Annotated in this window: 21 protein-coding genes; 19 read left to right on the forward strand and 2 right to left on the reverse strand. The window is 42.6% G+C overall.

The window, feature by feature from the left end:
- The first annotated feature begins 75 nt into the window (after positions 1–75).
- Positions 76–2,091: an AAA family ATPase gene (locus tag QT327_RS10400; protein ID WP_289552796.1), complete on the forward strand. Its 2,016-nt coding sequence runs from the start codon at positions 76–78 to the stop codon at positions 2,089–2,091.
- Here the strand turns inward: QT327_RS10400 and QT327_RS10405 are convergent.
- Positions 2,051–2,416, reverse strand: coding sequence for a hypothetical protein (locus QT327_RS10405; protein WP_289552797.1), 366 nt, complete (start codon positions 2,414–2,416; stop codon positions 2,051–2,053). The two genes, QT327_RS10400 and QT327_RS10405, sit on opposite strands and share 41 nt — an antisense overlap.
- 24 nt (positions 2,417–2,440) lie before the next feature.
- Here QT327_RS10405 and QT327_RS10410 point away from each other — a divergent pair, with 24 nt between their 5' ends.
- Genes QT327_RS10410 through QT327_RS10430 form a run of 5 tightly spaced genes read left to right on the forward strand, consistent with a single transcriptional unit; the run spans position 2,441 to position 6,646 of the window.
- Positions 2,441–3,316: a recombinase RecT gene (locus tag QT327_RS10410; RefSeq protein ID WP_289552798.1), complete on the forward strand. Its 876-nt coding sequence runs from the start codon at positions 2,441–2,443 to the stop codon at positions 3,314–3,316.
- 2 nt (positions 3,317–3,318) lie between these two features.
- On the forward strand, positions 3,319–4,062 hold the full coding sequence (locus QT327_RS10415) for an MBL fold metallo-hydrolase (RefSeq protein ID WP_289552799.1): 744 nt from the start codon (positions 3,319–3,321) through the stop codon (positions 4,060–4,062).
- A gap of 9 nt (positions 4,063–4,071) precedes the next feature.
- Entirely contained in the window at positions 4,072–4,395 is a 324-nt protein-coding gene (locus tag QT327_RS10420; protein ID WP_289552800.1) for a DUF7768 domain-containing protein, read from the forward strand.
- On the forward strand, positions 4,392–5,126 hold the full coding sequence (locus tag QT327_RS10425) for a DNA methyltransferase (protein WP_289552802.1): 735 nt from the start codon (positions 4,392–4,394) through the stop codon (positions 5,124–5,126). The genes QT327_RS10420 and QT327_RS10425 overlap by 4 nt, the downstream gene beginning before the upstream one ends.
- Positions 5,123–6,646: a DNA cytosine methyltransferase gene (locus tag QT327_RS10430; RefSeq protein WP_289552803.1), complete on the forward strand. Its 1,524-nt coding sequence runs from the start codon at positions 5,123–5,125 to the stop codon at positions 6,644–6,646. Before QT327_RS10425 ends, QT327_RS10430 begins: the two co-directional genes overlap by 4 nt.
- Here QT327_RS10430 and QT327_RS10435 read toward each other — a convergent pair.
- A complete protein-coding gene (locus QT327_RS10435) occupies positions 6,628–6,837 on the reverse strand; it encodes a hypothetical protein (protein WP_289552804.1) in 210 nt (69 codons plus the stop codon). The two genes, QT327_RS10430 and QT327_RS10435, sit on opposite strands and share 19 nt — an antisense overlap.
- A gap of 116 nt (positions 6,838–6,953) precedes the next feature.
- Here QT327_RS10435 and QT327_RS10440 point away from each other — a divergent pair, with 116 nt between their 5' ends.
- The 13 genes from QT327_RS10440 (at position 6,954) to QT327_RS10500 (ending at position 17,083) form a co-directional block, all read left to right on the forward strand.
- The gene (locus tag QT327_RS10440; RefSeq protein ID WP_289552805.1) at positions 6,954–7,193 is read left to right on the forward strand and encodes a hypothetical protein; all 240 of its coding nucleotides are present in this window, start codon (positions 6,954–6,956) and stop codon (positions 7,191–7,193) included.
- A 42-nt stretch (positions 7,194–7,235) separates the two neighbouring features.
- Positions 7,236–8,612: a DUF4942 domain-containing protein gene (locus QT327_RS10445; protein WP_289552806.1), complete on the forward strand. Its 1,377-nt coding sequence runs from the start codon at positions 7,236–7,238 to the stop codon at positions 8,610–8,612.
- A gap of 68 nt (positions 8,613–8,680) precedes the next feature.
- Positions 8,681–8,854 carry a hypothetical protein gene (locus QT327_RS10450; RefSeq protein WP_289552808.1) on the forward strand — a complete coding sequence of 58 codons (174 nt, stop codon included), beginning with the start codon at positions 8,681–8,683 and terminating at the stop codon, positions 8,852–8,854.
- A 39-nt stretch (positions 8,855–8,893) separates the two neighbouring features.
- Positions 8,894–9,796 carry a hypothetical protein gene (locus QT327_RS10455; protein WP_289552810.1) on the forward strand — a complete coding sequence of 301 codons (903 nt, stop codon included), beginning with the start codon at positions 8,894–8,896 and terminating at the stop codon, positions 9,794–9,796.
- Between the two features lies 1 nt (position 9,797).
- The gene (locus QT327_RS10460; protein WP_289552811.1) at positions 9,798–10,019 is read left to right on the forward strand and encodes a hypothetical protein; all 222 of its coding nucleotides are present in this window, start codon (positions 9,798–9,800) and stop codon (positions 10,017–10,019) included.
- A gap of 193 nt (positions 10,020–10,212) precedes the next feature.
- Positions 10,213–10,527: a hypothetical protein gene (locus QT327_RS10465; protein ID WP_289552812.1), complete on the forward strand. Its 315-nt coding sequence runs from the start codon at positions 10,213–10,215 to the stop codon at positions 10,525–10,527.
- A complete protein-coding gene (locus tag QT327_RS10470) occupies positions 10,524–11,363 on the forward strand; it encodes a DUF7833 domain-containing protein (protein ID WP_289552813.1) in 840 nt (279 codons plus the stop codon). Before QT327_RS10465 ends, QT327_RS10470 begins: the two co-directional genes overlap by 4 nt.
- Complete coding sequence (gene dnaB / locus QT327_RS10475) at positions 11,353–12,834, forward strand: replicative DNA helicase (protein WP_289554424.1); 1,482 nt, start codon at positions 11,353–11,355, stop codon at positions 12,832–12,834. Before QT327_RS10470 ends, dnaB begins: the two co-directional genes overlap by 11 nt.
- Before the next feature lie 60 nt (positions 12,835–12,894).
- Entirely contained in the window at positions 12,895–13,287 is a 393-nt protein-coding gene (locus QT327_RS10480; protein WP_289552814.1) for a hypothetical protein, read from the forward strand.
- Complete coding sequence (locus QT327_RS10485; RefSeq protein ID WP_289552815.1) at positions 13,277–14,023, forward strand: terminase small subunit; 747 nt, start codon at positions 13,277–13,279, stop codon at positions 14,021–14,023. The genes QT327_RS10480 and QT327_RS10485 overlap by 11 nt, the downstream gene beginning before the upstream one ends.
- Positions 14,016–14,939 (forward strand): phage terminase large subunit, encoded by a 924-nt coding sequence (locus QT327_RS10490; RefSeq protein WP_289552816.1) that lies wholly within the window; start codon positions 14,016–14,018, stop codon positions 14,937–14,939. Before QT327_RS10485 ends, QT327_RS10490 begins: the two co-directional genes overlap by 8 nt.
- A 20-nt stretch (positions 14,940–14,959) precedes the next feature.
- On the forward strand, positions 14,960–15,520 hold the full coding sequence (locus tag QT327_RS10495) for a hypothetical protein (protein WP_289552817.1): 561 nt from the start codon (positions 14,960–14,962) through the stop codon (positions 15,518–15,520).
- 24 nt (positions 15,521–15,544) lie between these two features.
- The gene (locus tag QT327_RS10500; protein ID WP_289552818.1) at positions 15,545–17,083 is read left to right on the forward strand and encodes a phage portal protein; all 1,539 of its coding nucleotides are present in this window, start codon (positions 15,545–15,547) and stop codon (positions 17,081–17,083) included.
- The last annotated feature ends 207 nt before the right edge of the window (positions 17,084–17,290 follow it).

Raw genomic sequence — 17,290 nt, forward strand, 5'->3', positions numbered from 1 at the left:
TTGCACTCATAAGAGAAGAGCTTAAAGACATCAAAGAGTCAGCAATAAATCTATTAACAAACTAAAAACAAAACAATGAATATCTTTTTGAAAACCCTTACCATAATCAATTTTAAAGGTATAAAGAACTTTACGGTTAACTTCAAGGAAGTTACCAATATTTACGGTGCAAACGCTACCGGCAAGACAACAGTTTTCGACGCGTTCACTTTTCTCCTTTTCGGTAAAGACAGTTCGGATAAGAAGGACTTTAATATTAAGCCGCTTGACCAACAAGGAATAGCAGCCCAGCGTCAGGAAAACGAAGTGTCCGGTGTAATAGAAGTTGACGGACAGCAGATCACCGTCAGACATGTTCACAAAGAGAAATGGGTAAAGAAAAGGGGGGAAGAGGAGCACGAATTCACCGGTAACGAGCACATTTATTTCTGGAACGAAGTGCCTGTGAATGCAGGAGAATATCAGAATAAGGTTAACGAAGTTCTTAAAGAGCATGTGTTCAAGCTTATAACCAATCCTCTTTACTTCCCGTCACTGAAATGGCAGGATCAGCGATCGGTATTGCAGGACATTGCCGGGGAGATAACGGATGAGGATATCGCGTCAACGGATAAGAAGTTTGCTGCGATGATAGACCAGTTGAGCGGTAAGTCTTTGAAGGAATTCAAGACGATGATATCGGCCCAAAAGAAGAACATTAAGCAGCAGCTGGTTGAAATACCCGGAAGAATAGATGAAGCTGAGCGGTCGAAACCTGAGCCTGTCGATGTGGAAAGCGTAAATAAGAAGCTTGAGTCACTTGAGATCGAATATTCCAACTTAGAAAAAGCAATACTTGATAAAAATGAAGCGAATGAGTTGGAAAACGCCGAGGTCAGGAAGATTCAGCAAAGAATACATTCACTTAAGCTCGATAATCAGTCTATAGAAGCTAGAATACGTCAGGAACACCAAAAAGAAATTATCGATTCAAAAAGTGCCTTAGTTGATGCCTCTGCCAAAGTTGATAAACTCCAATCTTCCCTAAGGGTTCAGCAATCACAACTTGACCAATTGAACAAGAGCCATGCCGACCATATTGAGCGTATCAATCGTGACATTGCAGACATTGAGTCAAGGATGGATTCTCTGCGTGTTTTGTTTACGGCGACCAACGCGAAGGAAGTACAGATTAACGACGATGACTTTGTTTGCTATGGATGCGGACGACCATATGAAGATCATGATATCGAAGCCCGTAAAGCGAAACAGATTGAACTGTTCAACCAAAACAAAATCAATGAACTGAACAGCATAAACGAGCGTGGTTTATCGCTTAAATCCGATTTGGCAAAACGTCAGCAGGAAATCAGTGATGCGGAAAGTCAGGCAAACAGCCTCAGAACTACGTTGGAGGCCACCATTGAAACAATATCTCGCGACCTTTCCTCAGCGAAAGAAGAGCTTGAGGTAATAAAAAACAATGGATCTGTTCACGTCTTATCCGTCGAAGAAAGATTGCTTGACGAGCATCAATATCAAGACAACGCCAAAGAAATTTCTGACCTGACAACCTCCCTTGAAAATAGGCCACAGACTGATTTCGGAGACCTCAGAGTCAAAAAATCGACAATAGGCGCTGAAATAGACAGTCTCCGTCGAAAGCTTAATGTCTCTGAACTTATAGATAAAGCCGAAAAGCGCATCGAAGAACTGAAAGATCAGGAGAAGACTCTTTCCCAGGAGCTAGCAGATTTGGAAAAACAGGAGTTTACAATCGAGCGATTCGAGAAGGCCAAATCCGATGAGCTTGAATCCCGTGTGAACGGAATGTTCAAATATGCCAAGTTCAGACTTTTCAACAGGCTGATTAACGGAGGTGAGGAGCCAACTTGTGTAGTTACTTATGAGGGTGTTCCTTTCCCTGATCTTAACAACGCGGCCAAAGTTCAGGTAGGTATTGACATCATCAACACCCTGTCGGCCTATTATGGTGTAACGGCACCGGTATTCCTTGACAATAGAGAAAGTGTGTCGAAGATACCAGATACGGCCGCCCAGGTGATCAATCTCATAGTATCTCCGGAAGATCAAGAATTGAGGGTAGCATGAATCGGGAGCCACTATGGCTAAAGGCAGCATCTGTATTGCTGCTGCCCGTAGCAATCATCGGTGCTCTCCTGGTTGGATTGGGTACCATGATCAGAGGAATAGGGACTATGCTAATGTTCGTCCCAATGAATAAAAATGCCGACTTGAAGATGCTTGTAAAATCAATGCGAAGGTAATGGCAAAGAAACTCACACCACAGAAACAGATAAAGTTCGTCAGCTGCAGCGGCTGCATTTACAGTTATCCGAGTGACAACCCTGCTGTTCTGTGGTGTGATAAAATAAGGATGCCGAGGCCATCGGCGCCACTTAAACAGTGTATTCATAGACAATTAAATTCAAATAGATAAATGACACAGGTATCAAAACAAAACAACAGCGAGGTGCAGTCACCGAAAAGCAAAATCGATGCACTTAAAGGCATTATGGCGGCTCCATCCGTTATGCAGCAATTTGAAAACGTATTGAAGGAAAATAGCGGAGCGTTCGTTGCGTCGATAATTGATCTGTATAACTCCGACACTTACTTACAGAAATGTGACCCTAAGGCGGTAGTGTTTGAAGCTTTAAAAGCGGCTTCTCTAAAGCTTCCGATAAACAAGAGCCTTGGCCATGCATGGATAGTTCCATTTAATGGAGTTCCAACATTCCAAATAGGATATAAGGGTCTGATTCAGTTAGCCATGAGGACAGGGTTTTACAAATTTCTAAATGCTGATGAAGTATACGAAGGCGAGTTTGTAAGAAAGAATAAACTCACGGGAGAGTTTGACCTGACCGGTGAAGCCAAATCTGACAAAGTGATTGGGTACTTTGCGTACCTACAACTGACAAATGGCTTTGAGAAAACGCTGTACATGACCAAGGCTCAAGTAGAAAAATGGGGGGCCAAGTATTCAGCGTCTTATAATCATGCTTCCTCTCCATGGAAAAAAGAGTTCGAAAAGATGGCTATCAAAACAGTGCTCCGTAACCTTCTAAATCACTGGGGGTACCTAAGTGTAGAAATGGCAAATGCTATGCAGAACGATTCCGATTATCAGGAAGACGTAGCTGATCAGGTTTCTGATGAAATCAATGAGAAGGCCAATAGGAAGAATATGTCTTTCGAAGACGCAGAGGTTGTTGATGATAACGGTGGTCAGGCCGAGAAAACGGAAGAATCGGGAAATAAGTCCGGAAAACCTGATCCGGCAGCAGGTATGCAACCTCAGATGAATTTCTAAGAATGAGATTGCACGTCATTAATAGCAATAGTGAGGGTAACTGCTATCTCTTCACCGACAGTCAAGGGTATACCTTGATTGTCGAGTGCGGAGTTCGCTTCAACCTGATAAAAGAAGCCTTGGGATTTGATCTGGCTCGTGTTGTAGGGTGCATTGTTACTCACGAGCACGGAGATCATAGTAAAGGAGTATTGGATGCAACTAAGTCGGGTATCGACGTGTTTGCGACGGCCGGTACCATTAAAGGATTCGGATTTAAAAGCCATCGGTTTAATTACCTTAAGATCGGTGCAGCGATCAAAATTGGTAGTTTCGAAGTTCTGGCTTTCGATACCAGACACGACACGATAGAGCCATGCGGCTTTCTGATCCGACATCCTGAAATGGGTACCACGTTGTTCCTGACCGATACCGTATACTGTGAGTACCAATTCCCGGGCTTAACTAATATCCTTATCGAAGCAAACCATAGTCAGAAGATTTTGAATGAACGCCTTGAAATGGGGTACGAACCGAAGTTTCTGCGTGATAGGGTTATAAAGTCGCATATGAGTCTAGAAACAACCATCAAGACGCTATTATCATATGATATGACTAAGGTAAATAACATAGTACTCATACACCTTTCCGACAGAAACAGTCACGCGATAGAGTTCCAAAAGGAAATAGAACTGGCTACAGCAAAAACCGTAACTGTTGCTTCTAAAGGACTGACAATAGAAAATTTCAACGTAACGCCTTTTTAACTGAGTCTTATGAAAAAGAGAATAATCTACATAGCGCATCCGATCAGCGGAGACTTTCACAACAACATGGAGTCTATCCGCAAGATTTATGCAGCAATAAGCAGAGAGTATCCTGAATGCATTCCTTTTGCCCCTTACTGGATTACATGCTACGCTTTGAGCGATGTAATACCGACCGATCGCGATTTAGGATTCAGTCACAACAGGGAGTTTTTTGCGCGTGGCATAATAGACGAAATATGGGTGTTCGGTATGAGCAAAGGCGTTGAAACCGAAATAGAATGGGCAAATGAATTTGGTATTAAAGTAGTTGACAGGAGGGTGACAATATGAGCAACATTAAACTGATTCACGGTGATTGCATGGACGTAATGCGTGAATATCCCGATAAGTATTTTGATTTGGCCGTGGTGGATCCACCTTACGGGATAAACGCGCCTAAGCAATCAATGGGCTCCAATAAGTCAAGAAAGGGCGACGGGTATCCAGGAATAAGCGTTGCCGAAAAGCTAAGGAAAGGCCGACTTAATCAGGGAAGCGGAAAACTTAAAAATAGGGCACTCAACATGATGAATTGCGATTGGGATATTGAAATACCCTCTCTTGAGTACTTTGCCGAGCTTATGCGCGTTTCTAGAAATCAAATTATTTGGGGAGGAAATTACTTCCCGTTGCCTCCGACACGTGGTATTTTATGCTGGGACAAAATGCAGCCTTGGGACAATTTTTCGCAATTTGAATTGGCTTGGACATCGTTCGATAAACCTGCAGCCATGTTTCGATATAGCAACACGGGAGGAGCGAACGCGGAGACTAAAATACACCCTACACAAAAGCCGGTCAAGCTGTACTACTGGACGTTTAAGAAGTTTGCGAATGCAGGCTTCAAAATACTTGATACTCACCTAGGCTCTGGTTCTTCTGCTATTGCAGCACACGAGTTTGGAGTTGAAGAATTTGTCGGTGTCGAGATTGATAAGAGCTATTATGGGGATTCCGTTAATCGATTTAAGCAAGCTACAGCCCAAGTCTCAATATTCGACGTAATACGGGAGGTGTCATGACCCACGGATCACTATTCAGCGGGATTGGAGGTGCCGAACTAGCGGCCGAGTGGGTCGGATGGGATAATGTGTTCCATTGTGAGATGAACCCATTCGCACGAAAGGTACTAGATTATTATTGGCCAAACGCAACAAGTTATGAAGACATTAAAACAACAGATTTCACTTTTTGGAGAGGAAGAATTGACATCCTCACAGGAGGATTTCCCTGCCAACCATATAGTGCAGCAGGGAAACGAAAGGGAACGGAAGATGACCGCCACCTCTGGCCGGAAATGCTTAGAGCAATTAGAGAGATTGAACCACGTTGGATTGTGGGCGAAAACGTTTTCGGCCTTGTTAATTGGAATGACGGGTTGGTATTCGAGCAGGTGCAGGCTGATCTGGAAAATGAAGGGTACGAGGTCCAACCGTATATACTTCCAGCTGTATCCGTTGACGCCCCGCACAGACGGGACAGAATATGGTTTGTTGCTTACTCCCAGCGTAACGATGATCTCAGAACGCAGCGAAGAGTCAATGGAGAAGAGAAAAGCATGGAGGGAGTCGACGGGACGGAAAACAGTTCCACCAGGGAATCTAGCAGAACAGATATCAGGCATAATGAAGGGGGCAAAAATGTCGAACATGTTGCTGCCAACTCCAGTAGCGCACGACAGTCATTCGCCGCGGAGCATGGATTCAATGAAGAATCGAAATTCATTGGAATTAACGGATATGGCAAGCTTTGGACTTCTACCAACTCCGAGAGCGAGAGCAGCAGGAGGAAATTGTTCGAACAACAGGGGAAAAGGAAATTTGGAGGACAAGATAGCAGAGCTGTCTGGCTTGCTCCCCACCCCAACAGCTATGAGCGATGTGAAGGGAGGCTGCACGAGGACAAATCCAAGGAGGCAAAACGACACTCTGGCACATTCGATACACGGAACCATTGGGGAACCTGGCAAGACTTCCCAACTCAATCCCCTGTTCGTCAACGAGATGATGGGATTTCCAGTAGGATGGTTGGATTTGTAACTATAAATTTATATGAAAGAATCATCAATACAAACAAAGAAAACAGAATCGAAGACCTGCCTAAAGTGTGGAAAGAGATTCAATCGAAGGAGATTTGGGAAAAGATTAGAAGATTATACTCGCTGGAAAGCAAGGAAATATTGTTCCAAACAATGCAACTATATACGACCGGCTATAAGCCACAAATCCAGCTTTCACCGTTTAGCGAGAAGTTTTGCGAGCCAGTCCTGCAATATTTGTGGAAGCACGGAGAATTTAGACGTTCACCACAAGGACAAGAATTGGAGAAACAACGATTTGGACAATCTACAGACCCTTTGCCATTCTTGCCACATGAAGTTGCATTGGCAGCGAGGCGATTTGAGTCCGCAGTTACAAAATTTGATTCGTGGCACGCGAAAGAGTCAATAAAGGGATACGGAAATGCATGGGTACCTCAGGTAGCATTTCAGATTTTTAAAGCAATTGAAGAGTATGAATCCACTTACTCTAGTAATCGTTGAATTTCGTCCGAAAGTTGTTTTAATACCTCTTTTGCCCTTGCAGCGTCCTTATCTGTCCAAGGCCTGTCTCCTTCTCCGCTAAGCTTTCTGCTAAGATATGTTTTTGCCGATTTATTAGTGGGCCACATCTTCGAAGCAATACTTGCGAGATTGATATCAGGGTTAGTTTTTAGAAACTCTTTTACGTCCATACAGCAAATATATGTAAAAAATAATGTACAACAAAAAATGTACAAAATATTTTGAAATGTAAAACATAAGTTGTACATTTGGATATGCAATTAAGCATAAGTAAAACGTAAATAAAATGAGCTACATTAAAACAAAATCAGAAACTAGCAGCCTAATCATCGTAGATGAGCAATTGTACGTAAGCAACAATCCAAACATCGAAGATGGTGAAACAGCAGACGGAGAGATAGTCGTACAGCTAATTGACAACGGAAGGAAGCTATTCATCAATGCAGGAGGCAAGAATGACGGCATCGAGTTAAATGAAATACAGTTGTCAATTCTAAAGAACTTCCTTAGCGGAGTATTTAACTAACAAGAATGGCGGTGTAACAGCCGCCTTTTAAAATACAATATTATGTTCAATAAAGATTTTTTTCCGACACCTAAAGAGGTTGTAGATATAATGCTAAGGCATGTCGACCTGAGAGGTAAAACCGTACTGGAGCCAAGCGCTGGTAAAGGCGATATTATAGACGTTCTAAAGGAGCGGGGTGCAAACGTAATATGCTGCGAACTAAACGAAGACCTTGCCGTTATAGCTGGAAATAAAGCTAAATTAATAGCAAAGGATTTTCTCACAGTTACAAGTGAGCAAATTAGTCATGTAGATTACATTATAATGAACCCACCGTTTAGTGCAGATGACCAACATATAAATCATGCTTGGGATATCGCACCAGACGGCTGCGAAATTATTGCCCTTTGCAATTGGCAGTCTATTGAGAATGATTACTCTCGGTCAAGGAGGATATTAAAATCAACAATAGACACTTATGGAAATGTTGTAAATCTAGGTGATGTCTTCCAAACTGCTGAAAGGTCAACCGGTGTTGAAATTGGTTTTATTAGATTAGTTAAGCCAGGATCTTCAAATGACTTTGCCGATTTCTTTACCGACGAAGAGGACGACATAGAAAAACAGGAAAACGGATTGATGTCATACAATGCGGTTAGAGAGGTAGTACAAAGATACGTTAACGCAGTGAAACTATATGACGACGTCTTGGAAAACGCCGTCAAAATGAATTCACTGACGGACGGCTTGGGTGTCAAAGATTTGGTATTTACCTGCTCTCAGAAGGATGTTCCTCTATCCCGTAGCGAATTTGCCAAGGAGCTTCAAAAGAAGTCGTGGAGTTGGGTTATTAACAAAATGAACCTAGATAAATACTCTACTCGTGGATTAATGCAGGACATTAACAAGTTTGTAGAGCAGCAGAAATCAATGAAGTTTACGATGAAAAATATCTACCTCATGCTTGACGCTATTGTGCAGACGGCAGGGCAAAGGATGGACAAAGCAATGATCGAGGTGTTCGACAACCTTACGCGTCATTACCATGAGAATAGGTGGAACTTGGAAGGCTGGAAGACCAATAGCCATTATCTAGTGAATAGAAAATTCATCATGCCTTACATAGCGCCCGAAACGAAATGGTTCGGTATCGAGGTAAACGACAGGCAAGCAGAAATTGTCGACGACTTCAACAAAGCATTGTGCTATCTCACCGGCCACTCATGGAACAATGAGGATAGGTTTGCGTATTGCGTTCGAAAGAACAACGTGACACATGGCGAATGGTTTGACTGGGGTTTCTTCGACGTTAAATTATTCAAAAAGGGAACCGGCCATTTTAAGTTTAAGGATGAAAATGTTTGGGCATTATTCAACCAGCAAATAGCAAGAATCAAGGGTTTTCCGTTACCCGAAAACTTAAAAAAAGCAGCATAAAAAAGTAAAGGAGGACGAATAATATGAATGATAACCAAACTCTTGCAGAAAGGATACTTCCCCTGTTAATGGATGGTAAAACTCAAAAGGAGATATCCATCATATTAAAGGAACAAGGTGTTAAGCCATACAGTCTCAGTTCCATTGAGAAAGAGCTAAAGATGATAAGGGAGTGGTATGACGCAAAGACAATGTTTCATCTGGGGGTTATTCTCGCTAGAGATGAGATGCGAAGGAAATAGTAAAGGTATAGTGTCAATAATTGAAATTAAACAAGTTATATGTTAACGGTAAATAGTATTTCAGGAGGAGGAACGAGTGGATACATCTACGCAAATTACCCTGCAGATATAGATGTATTCGCTCTGTGTTGTATTGAGGATCGAAATGCAGGGCGCGACCTGGATAAAAAGCTTGTTCAGATGGCAAATGACCGATTGCAAAAATACTGTTCCCATTGGCCTGAATTTGTAGCTACTTCTGAGGACCCAATAATATTGAAGACTATATTTGATTTGGAGCAGATGGTAGGAAGGGAAATTATATGGGTTCGCGGAATGGGATGGGAGACAATGCTAAGAATTAAGAGGGCAATACCGAACATGGATAAACGATTTTGCACGACAATAATGAAGATGCAGGCAATCTTCGAACTATTGTACATGCATTTCGAACTTCCCGTAAAAATGAGACTTGGATATAGGTGGGACGAAATGGAGCGGGCAGACAGGTTGAGAGAGACATTTAAAATGTCTACGCATTGTGAAATTTATGATGATCCCGAAGAACTTAAAAATCCGGTTATGAGAAAAGCTCTAACAAAACACCCGAAGGGATTCTATTATATGCATCGGTGGAAAGATGTATTGTGGAGAATAGGAGAATTTCCATTGATCGAAGACAAGATTATTCATTACCACATTAAGGAGTATTGGAAAGACAAAGGCATACCCTTTCCTGTTGATAGCAACTGTCAGAATTGCTTTTGGAAAGACCCACAGCAATTGCGTAAAAACTTCGAAGCGAATCCTCCGATCATGTATTGGGCGGCCATTCAAGAAGAAGTAATGGGTAATACATTCAAGGAAGACAACTCCCTGCTTGAAATTAGGAATATGGGTATTCAATTGGATTTCTTTTTTGGCACCGGAAGCGGATGTAAAGCGGGTTTTTGTACAGATTAATATGAGAACATACCAGACATACGAACACCTTTGCACGGTCAATAAGTATTTGATCGGGCAGATGGAGGAATGTACGCCCATGATCAGGATGTTGGAATCTCAGGGATTGGACGCTTCATATTGGCGAAATAAGTTTACACGTATGCGAAGCCGCCTATATGAGAATCTATCAGATTTTGAAACTATCTATGCCATTCATGAAATGGAGAATAAAAAAATTTAAATCAACACTTATCTATAATGATAATACGAGATAAGATTTACTTTTGTGTATATAAACTGGATGATAGTAAACTCTTCGCTAGCCTTCGAATATTAAAGCGAAAGATTAATACATAATTGTACCCTAACATCAGGAGTAGCGAGTTCGAAGGCGCGAAACTGGTGTTAGGGTTTCTACTTTAAAATCCTTCTATATGATTTATAATTTGAACTGGATAGATGAATATTGGGACATGATTCCTGAAAAATGGTGGGATTTCGTTGCAGCTAATCCAAGAAAAACCGTGTCCTATCATACCGGTTTACTTGAGTGGGTGATTTATCTACAACATAGCTTTCAAGGCAGCAAAATTTTTACTCTATCAACTGTCTTCGCAATGTATGCATGTAAAATTACAAGCTATAAATCATATTTATACATCTTGCGTGGGTTAGATGAGTTTGGTTTCATTAAGATTCACTGTATGGACGAAGGAATAATGGGTTATTCTTTAATTGAAATTTTATGAGTGATAAATTAGGATTTACCTTCTACCCCAAAGACTGGTGGGTATCGGATTCTTTCTTCGAACTGAATGCTATTCAACGATACATTTATCTTGAATGCTTGTTTCTAATGTACTCGAATGATGGGTATATAAAAACCCAAAAAACCCAAATGGAAAACCGAATAAGAACCGAAATAAAAAATGAGGATTGGGAAATTGTAACCGAAAGATTTATTCATGAAGACGGTTTCTATACGCATCCATCGGTAAATAAAAGATTGAGGAAAACACTTGCTAATAGGGAAAACGGCAAGAAAGGGGGGCGTCCACCTAAAGACGAAAAACCCAAAAAACCCAATTTAGAAACCCAAAATAACCCACCTTTAGAAAGAGAAAGAGAAAGAGAAAGAGAAAATGAAATAGAAGAAGAAAGAGAAGAAGAAAGAGAAGAAGAAAAATCCATCACAACCAATGAATCAAAATCAGATATTCCCAAGCCAAACGCATGGGGTACATACGAATCTCTAGATGACCTGAAAGAAGTCCTACAATCATCTAAAATCTGGAAGGATGAGCTTGGACAATCTCTTGGAATTTCCAATCCTGACGACGTCCCGAAATGGATTGATAAGTTCTTTGTCTTTGCCAAAGCTGCCGGTGCAGATCATAAAACCCAAAGGGATGCTAAATCTCATTGCCACAACTGGATCAGAAGGCAAATTGAGCTTGGAAAAACTGTAGACGAACCGGTTAAACGGAAAGCAGCCGAACAACCGGTTAGGCTTTCTGCGATCGCTAGGGCAAATCTCAGATTGGAAGAATTGAAAAAGCAGAATGGAGGTCATAATGGGCGGTAAAAAGAATCAACTTGACACGCTTGGCAAAGTACCTCCACAGGCATTAGACCTTGAAGAAGTTGTCCTCGGCGCTTTGATGATCGAGAGGAATGCATTCGATGTGGTTGCTGAAATACTTCGGCCTGAAACCTTCTACAAAGAAGCTCACGTTAAGATTTATTCCGCTATTCAGGCGTTGATGATCAACTCTGAACCTATCGACATAATCACTGTCACGGCAGAACTGCGTGCCAGAGGTGACCTCGAATCTGTAGGAGGAGCGTACTACATAACCCATCTCACCGATAGGGTGGTTTCTGCCTCCAACATAGAGTTTCATGCCAGGATACTTCAAGAACAGTACATCAAGCGAGAACTGATCAGGACGTCTCAGGAACTGATATCGCAATGCTACAGTCCGGAAAGCGATGTGTTCGAGATGTTGAGCAAAACCGAATACGAGAAAGACGAGATGCTCAACACGATAACCGTCCGAAAGGAGATTAGCAGCGCTGACCTCTTCATGAAGAATGTGGAACGGCTGAAAAAGATCGGGGAAGCCAAGAACGGAATTACGGGCATTACAACGGGATTCGTAGATGTCGATCGGATAACGGGAGGTTGGCAGCCATCGGATCTTATCATCGTGGCCGGTCGTCCAGGAATGGGAAAAACATCATTCGTGCTGTCTTCCGCAATCAACGCGGGATTACGTAACAAGATACCTGGCGCTATCTTCTCGCTTGAGATGGCCGATATTCAGCTGATGGATAAGGTTACTTCGATCGTTAGCGAAGTTCCTTTGGAAAAGTTCAAGAAGGGCAATCTGGGAGACGTAGAGTGGATGCAGATTCATCGTGCCGCGATATCCATTCAGGAGGCGCCTATCGTTTTCGACGATACCCCGGCTATCTCTTTGATCGAATTCGCCGCCAAAGCAAGACGATTGAAGAGAAAGAACAACATCCAATGGATTGTCATAGACTACCTGCAGCTGATGATCGGTAAAACCAACAAAGGGGGTAACCGCGAACAGGAGATAGGCAGTCTATCACGGGGATTAAAAGCTATAGCAAAAGAACTTAATATCCCCATTATCGCCCTATCACAATTGAGCCGCGCAGTTGAATCACGTGCAGGTCACAACAAAAGACCCATGCTATCCGACCTCCGAGAGTCAGGATCTATCGAGCAGGATGCAGATGTCGTTTGCTTCCTTTACAGGCCCGAATACTATGGGATAACGGAGGATGAAGAGGGTAGACCGACTGCCGGGATGGCCGAGCTTATCATCGCGAAGCATCGAAACGGAGCCACGGACGATGTCGCTTTAAGGTTTGTCGGTAAAACGACCGGATTCTATGACCTCGACTCGGGATTCAGCGACAACGTACAGGCATCGTTTGAAGACAACCCTTTCGATTCTCCGTTCAACGGTATCATGCCTAACGGACGGTTCGTTGATATGACTGATGACTCGGAACCATTCTGATTGATCACAAATCAATACTTATCAATTTAGATAAATATAGATAAGTTATAGCTTTGCACCATGACGGAAGCAATGCTACTCAAATTTGTGGTAAAAGAGCACCCTTACATCGATGTCGATCGATATAGGAAGCTGTTGTCGGCTTCCGAGGTGGACGAAAGAATAGTTCGGGAAATCTACGACCAGACAGTGGGTTGCTCCATAACCGGAAAAAAGAATCGCGACGAAATCATCTTCGTCGCATCGATTCTAAAGCTTTATTCCCCTCAATCACTGTTCATCGGTGATAAAACCAAAAATTCAGTATGCGACCTGATATATCGGGTCCTCGACCTAAGCTACAATCAGAAGGCATCTTACCGAATCAAAGTTGCAAAAGAACTATTCGAAGTGGATAAGGTTTTCCGTTTCCAAGTTGACCAGATAGTGAGGAGGTATCGCGATGGAGAATAAAGGATTGACTACCAAGGAGACTCGCTTCATTGAAGAATATCTGAAAGACTTTAATGCTGCTCAGGCTGCAATTCGAGCGGGTTACTCAGCGAACTGCGCAAAACAGATCGGATACGAAAACCTTACGAAACCTTACCTGAAAACCATCATAGACCGTCGATTGAAGGAATTGAGCCTTTCGGCCGAGGAAACTGCTAAGATGATGAGTGATATAGCCAGGTCATCTCTTAACGATTACCTGGTTATTCGGAAGGTAGAACGAAGGAAAAAGGTAAAGAAGAAGCTATCTGTCGTAATCACGGAAAAAAGGGAAGAGATGATGTTTGAACAGGAATTCGCGGCGCTAGCAGACCTCAATCCAAAAGAAGCTAAAGCCCACGAAGAGAATATGAAGCATATGCAGAGGGAGATACTAAGGCTTGAACTTGAATTGAAAAGAAACCCTAAGGCTTACCGAATAGAGTACGGTGATCCCGAACTCGTTGATGACGTTCAAATTGACTTGGTGAAGCTGGCTAAAGACAAGGAATTTGGTAAGATCAAGAGCTTGCAATGGAGCGAATTTGGGCCTAAGGTCGAATTGTATGCTGCTGATGCGATGCTAGATAAAATTGCACGCGTCCACGGGATGTACAAAGATAGCTTAGAGATTGAGGATAAAAATAAAATCGATCCCGACAAGCTATCGGATGATGTGATAAAGGCTTTATTGGCCGCTAGAAAGCAAAATGGTTGATGAAAAATTACATGAGCTTCTATCACAGCTGGATGTAACGACTATCCAGGGCATATCCTTCAAGAGAGGGATTTTCGACTTTATAGTCGATACCCCAAAGGGAAGGCACGTAAAGCAGGAAGAAGCTTTACGGATTTTGACAGACGATGTAACCGAGGAGTTTCTGTATGGTGGTGCGGCAGGTGGTGCAAAATCTTGGACCGGATGCTGCTGGCTCATGTACATGTGCCTTAATTACCCGAATACAAGATGGTTTATCGGTCGCGAGGAGTTGAAGAGGATCACCGAATCAACCCTCATAACGTTCTTTAAAGTAGCAAATGAATACGGCATCCGTAACGGAATAGATTTCAAGTATAATGGTCAAAAGAACTTTATACGGTTTAAGAATGGAGCCAGAATTGACCTATTAGAGCTTAAGTTCCTTCCTCGAGATCCTGTCTATGAGAGATTTGGTTCAACGGAGTACACAGGTGGTTGGATAGAAGAAGGCGGGGAGATCGATTTCGGAGCCTATGACGTTCTTAAAACCCGTATAGGTAGGCAGTACAATGAAAAGTACGGATTGATAGGAAAGCTCTTTATCACCTGCAACCCTAAAAAGAACTGGATGTATACCACGTTCTATCTGCCTAACAAGAAGGGAACATTGCCGCCCCATATGAAGTACCTAGCGGCTTTTGTTCAGGACAACCCTCACATCGATAAAGGATACCTTGAAAGGCTTAAAAGAACAAAAGACAAGGCTAAAAAAGAACGTCTCCTCAACGGTAACTGGGAGTACATGATGATCCAACGTCGATGTGTACTTACGATAACATCATGGCCATGTTCACAAACAGCCATGTTAAGCCGATTGGAGAAAGGTTCATCATATGCGATGTCGCGAGGTTCGGTTCGGATAAGGCTAGAATAACCGTATGGGACGGATGGATCATGATAGAACAGCACTCATTCGACATTTCAGCAACAACACAGATACAGGATTGTATCAATGCGATGCGAGCCAAATACGGTGTTCCTGCTCACAAGTGCTTAGCGGACGAAGACGGGGTAGGAGGCGGAGTTGTCGATAATTGCGGAATCATAGGATTTGTTAACAACTCGTCGCCGATCATTTCGGAAGAGGCTTTGGAAAACGAGGAACGATTTGCAGATGGAAGGGCTAGTCAGTTCGACCCGTTCAAAGAAAACTATCAAAACTTACAGACCCAATGCGCATATCTGGTTGCTCAGAATATCATCGCTAAGAACCAGATATGGCTTGCGTGTATTGAAAGCGAAGAGGATAAACAAACTATTCAGGAAGAGTTCTCATGGCTGAAAACTTATAAGACTGATGATGAACGAAAGCTCAGAATTCTACCAAAAGCAGAGGTGAAAAAAAATATAGGTCGTTCTCCTGACTGGCGTGATGTCGTGATAATGAGATACTATTTCGAATTGGTGCAAGAGCCAGGAATAATTAGCGACGACGTTTACGATGCATTCAACTAACCCTTACCCATAATCAATTTAAAAATGGCAAAGAAGAAAGAAACAACACAGCAAGCAGATGTACAGTCGGAAGAAAGCAACCTGCCCGTACCTCATCTTCCATTGATCGTTGAAACAGTGGGTAGGAGCGTTGAACCCAGTTATTCAACTGCCAAGCAGGAATACGATGTCACCCAACACGATGTTTTCAAAGAAGCAATAGACAAACGTCCGAAGAAAAAGAAAAAGGACGGAACCTATCAAGAAGTTAACCGCATCGGAATTCCTTTTCAGAAGCTTATTGTTGACCGTCGTGTTTCTTTTATGAACGTGGGTAAGATTCAGTTAGAAGCAAATCCTAAGGACGAAACGGAGCAACGTCTATATGACATGGTTAAGTTTATCCGAGACGACAATATGATCGAACTTATCGAAAAAGAGGTGGCTAGGAGAATGCTGTACGAACTTCAGGTTGCTAAGCTATGGTACAGTCAACCGGTTGAATCGGGATACTATGGTGACCTTGTTAAAAAGGGTGGTCGGTTTAGGATGAGATGTAAAATACTTTCTCCGGAGTTAGGCGATACTTTGCTGCCTGTCTTTGACGACTATGGTAAGCTTATATACTTCGGAAGGCTGTATGAGGCAACACGAAGCTATAGCGACCTAGTTGGATCCGCTGATCTTATCAACGGCTATGGGGATAACAAGGACCAGCGATTTGATATATATTCCAGTACACATATTTACAAGTTTAGACAAGCCCGTGCCGGCGAAACTATAGTCAGTACTACCGGAAATAACAATGGTTGGATTATCGAGTCGGTAAAGCCCCATTCATACGGAAAAATACCTGTCACTTACTACTCGAAACCTACACCGCCATGGGCAGACGTTCAGTCGGCTATTGCGAGACTGGAAACCGTTATTAGCAACTTTGCAGATACCAATGACTATCACGCCTCTCCAACACTCGTATTCATCGGTAATGTGAAAGCGGAGATGTTGAAAAAGGGTGAAACAGGGAAAGCAGTCGAAATTAAACCTGTTGGTAACGATAGCAAGGCAGATGTTAAGTACGTTACCTGGGAACACGCTCCTGAATCTATAAAATTGGAAATTGAGCAGCTGACGCAGTTTATTTTCACTTGTACAAGAACACCCCAGATGTCGAAGGAAGACATGAAAGGACTAGGAAGCTTATCAGGGGTAGCGTTCGATCGAGTATTCATGGATGCACACCAAGCCGCCCAAGACGAAATTGACGGTGAGTACGGCAGAGGTACCCAAAGGGATATCAATCTTCAGATCGCTTTCGCAGCAGCCATTGATACTACACTATCAGTCGCGGCCAAATCGATGCAGATAAAATATGATATTCCACTTTATCGTATAAACGACGACGCGGAAACGGTGTCCTTGTTGCAGAAGGCTTCCGGTGGTGCCAAGATTTTAAGCCAGCGTACAGCGATCGAGTATTCTCCTCTTACAAAGAATTCAGATGACGAATTGAAGTTGATCGAACAGGAGCAGAAGGCGCAGGATGAAAGGAATAAAGCCAATGAGTCAAATCAAGAAATATGAACTAGATAGATGGCGATACTATCCTGGTAATCATCACCACTCAGTAATCGCTGTCCTTACCGGGCTTCCAATTGAAGAAATAATTGCCGCCTCCCCAAAAAACAACTGCTGGGGAGGCCAAACCTTTGTTAAGACGTTTAACAAACTCGGATTCAACACAAATCACCGTTTCGTTAAATTCGATAGCGAATCCTATTACCCGTGTCT

The sequence above is a fragment of the Olivibacter sp. 47 genome (genome assembly GCF_030372825.1).
Classification (GTDB): domain Bacteria; phylum Bacteroidota; class Bacteroidia; order Sphingobacteriales; family Sphingobacteriaceae; genus Olivibacter; species Olivibacter oleidegradans.

Bases quoted from the DNA above. Each gene is read 5' to 3' on its own strand.
- QT327_RS10420 (WP_289552800.1), top strand. From the start codon at position 4,072: ATGAAAAAGAGAATAATCTACATAGCGCATCCGATCAGCGGAGACTTT.
- QT327_RS10500 (WP_289552818.1), top strand. From the start codon at position 15,545: ATGGCAAAGAAGAAAGAAACAACACAGCAAGCAGATGTACAGTCGGAA.
- QT327_RS10465 (WP_289552812.1), top strand. From the start codon at position 10,213: ATGATTTATAATTTGAACTGGATAGATGAATATTGGGACATGATTCCT.
- QT327_RS10430 (WP_289552803.1), top strand. From the start codon at position 5,123: ATGACCCACGGATCACTATTCAGCGGGATTGGAGGTGCCGAACTAGCG.
- QT327_RS10455 (WP_289552810.1), top strand. From the start codon at position 8,894: ATGTTAACGGTAAATAGTATTTCAGGAGGAGGAACGAGTGGATACATC.
- QT327_RS10480 (WP_289552814.1), top strand. From the start codon at position 12,895: ATGACGGAAGCAATGCTACTCAAATTTGTGGTAAAAGAGCACCCTTAC.
- QT327_RS10460 (WP_289552811.1), top strand. From the start codon at position 9,798: ATGAGAACATACCAGACATACGAACACCTTTGCACGGTCAATAAGTAT.
- QT327_RS10470 (WP_289552813.1), top strand. From the start codon at position 10,524: ATGAGTGATAAATTAGGATTTACCTTCTACCCCAAAGACTGGTGGGTA.
- QT327_RS10435 (WP_289552804.1), bottom strand. From the start codon at position 6,837: ATGGACGTAAAAGAGTTTCTAAAAACTAACCCTGATATCAATCTCGCA.
- QT327_RS10450 (WP_289552808.1), top strand. From the start codon at position 8,681: ATGGATGGTAAAACTCAAAAGGAGATATCCATCATATTAAAGGAACAA.
- QT327_RS10415 (WP_289552799.1), top strand. From the start codon at position 3,319: ATGAGATTGCACGTCATTAATAGCAATAGTGAGGGTAACTGCTATCTC.
- QT327_RS10495 (WP_289552817.1), top strand. From the start codon at position 14,960: ATGATAGAACAGCACTCATTCGACATTTCAGCAACAACACAGATACAG.
- QT327_RS10425 (WP_289552802.1), top strand. From the start codon at position 4,392: ATGAGCAACATTAAACTGATTCACGGTGATTGCATGGACGTAATGCGT.
- QT327_RS10400 (WP_289552796.1), top strand. From the start codon at position 76: ATGAATATCTTTTTGAAAACCCTTACCATAATCAATTTTAAAGGTATA.
- QT327_RS10490 (WP_289552816.1), top strand. From the start codon at position 14,016: ATGGTTGATGAAAAATTACATGAGCTTCTATCACAGCTGGATGTAACG.
- QT327_RS10445 (WP_289552806.1), top strand. From the start codon at position 7,236: ATGTTCAATAAAGATTTTTTTCCGACACCTAAAGAGGTTGTAGATATA.
- QT327_RS10440 (WP_289552805.1), top strand. From the start codon at position 6,954: ATGAGCTACATTAAAACAAAATCAGAAACTAGCAGCCTAATCATCGTA.
- dnaB (WP_289554424.1), top strand. From the start codon at position 11,353: ATGGGCGGTAAAAAGAATCAACTTGACACGCTTGGCAAAGTACCTCCA.
- QT327_RS10485 (WP_289552815.1), top strand. From the start codon at position 13,277: ATGGAGAATAAAGGATTGACTACCAAGGAGACTCGCTTCATTGAAGAA.
- QT327_RS10410 (WP_289552798.1), top strand. From the start codon at position 2,441: ATGACACAGGTATCAAAACAAAACAACAGCGAGGTGCAGTCACCGAAA.
- QT327_RS10405 (WP_289552797.1), bottom strand. From the start codon at position 2,416: ATGAATACACTGTTTAAGTGGCGCCGATGGCCTCGGCATCCTTATTTT.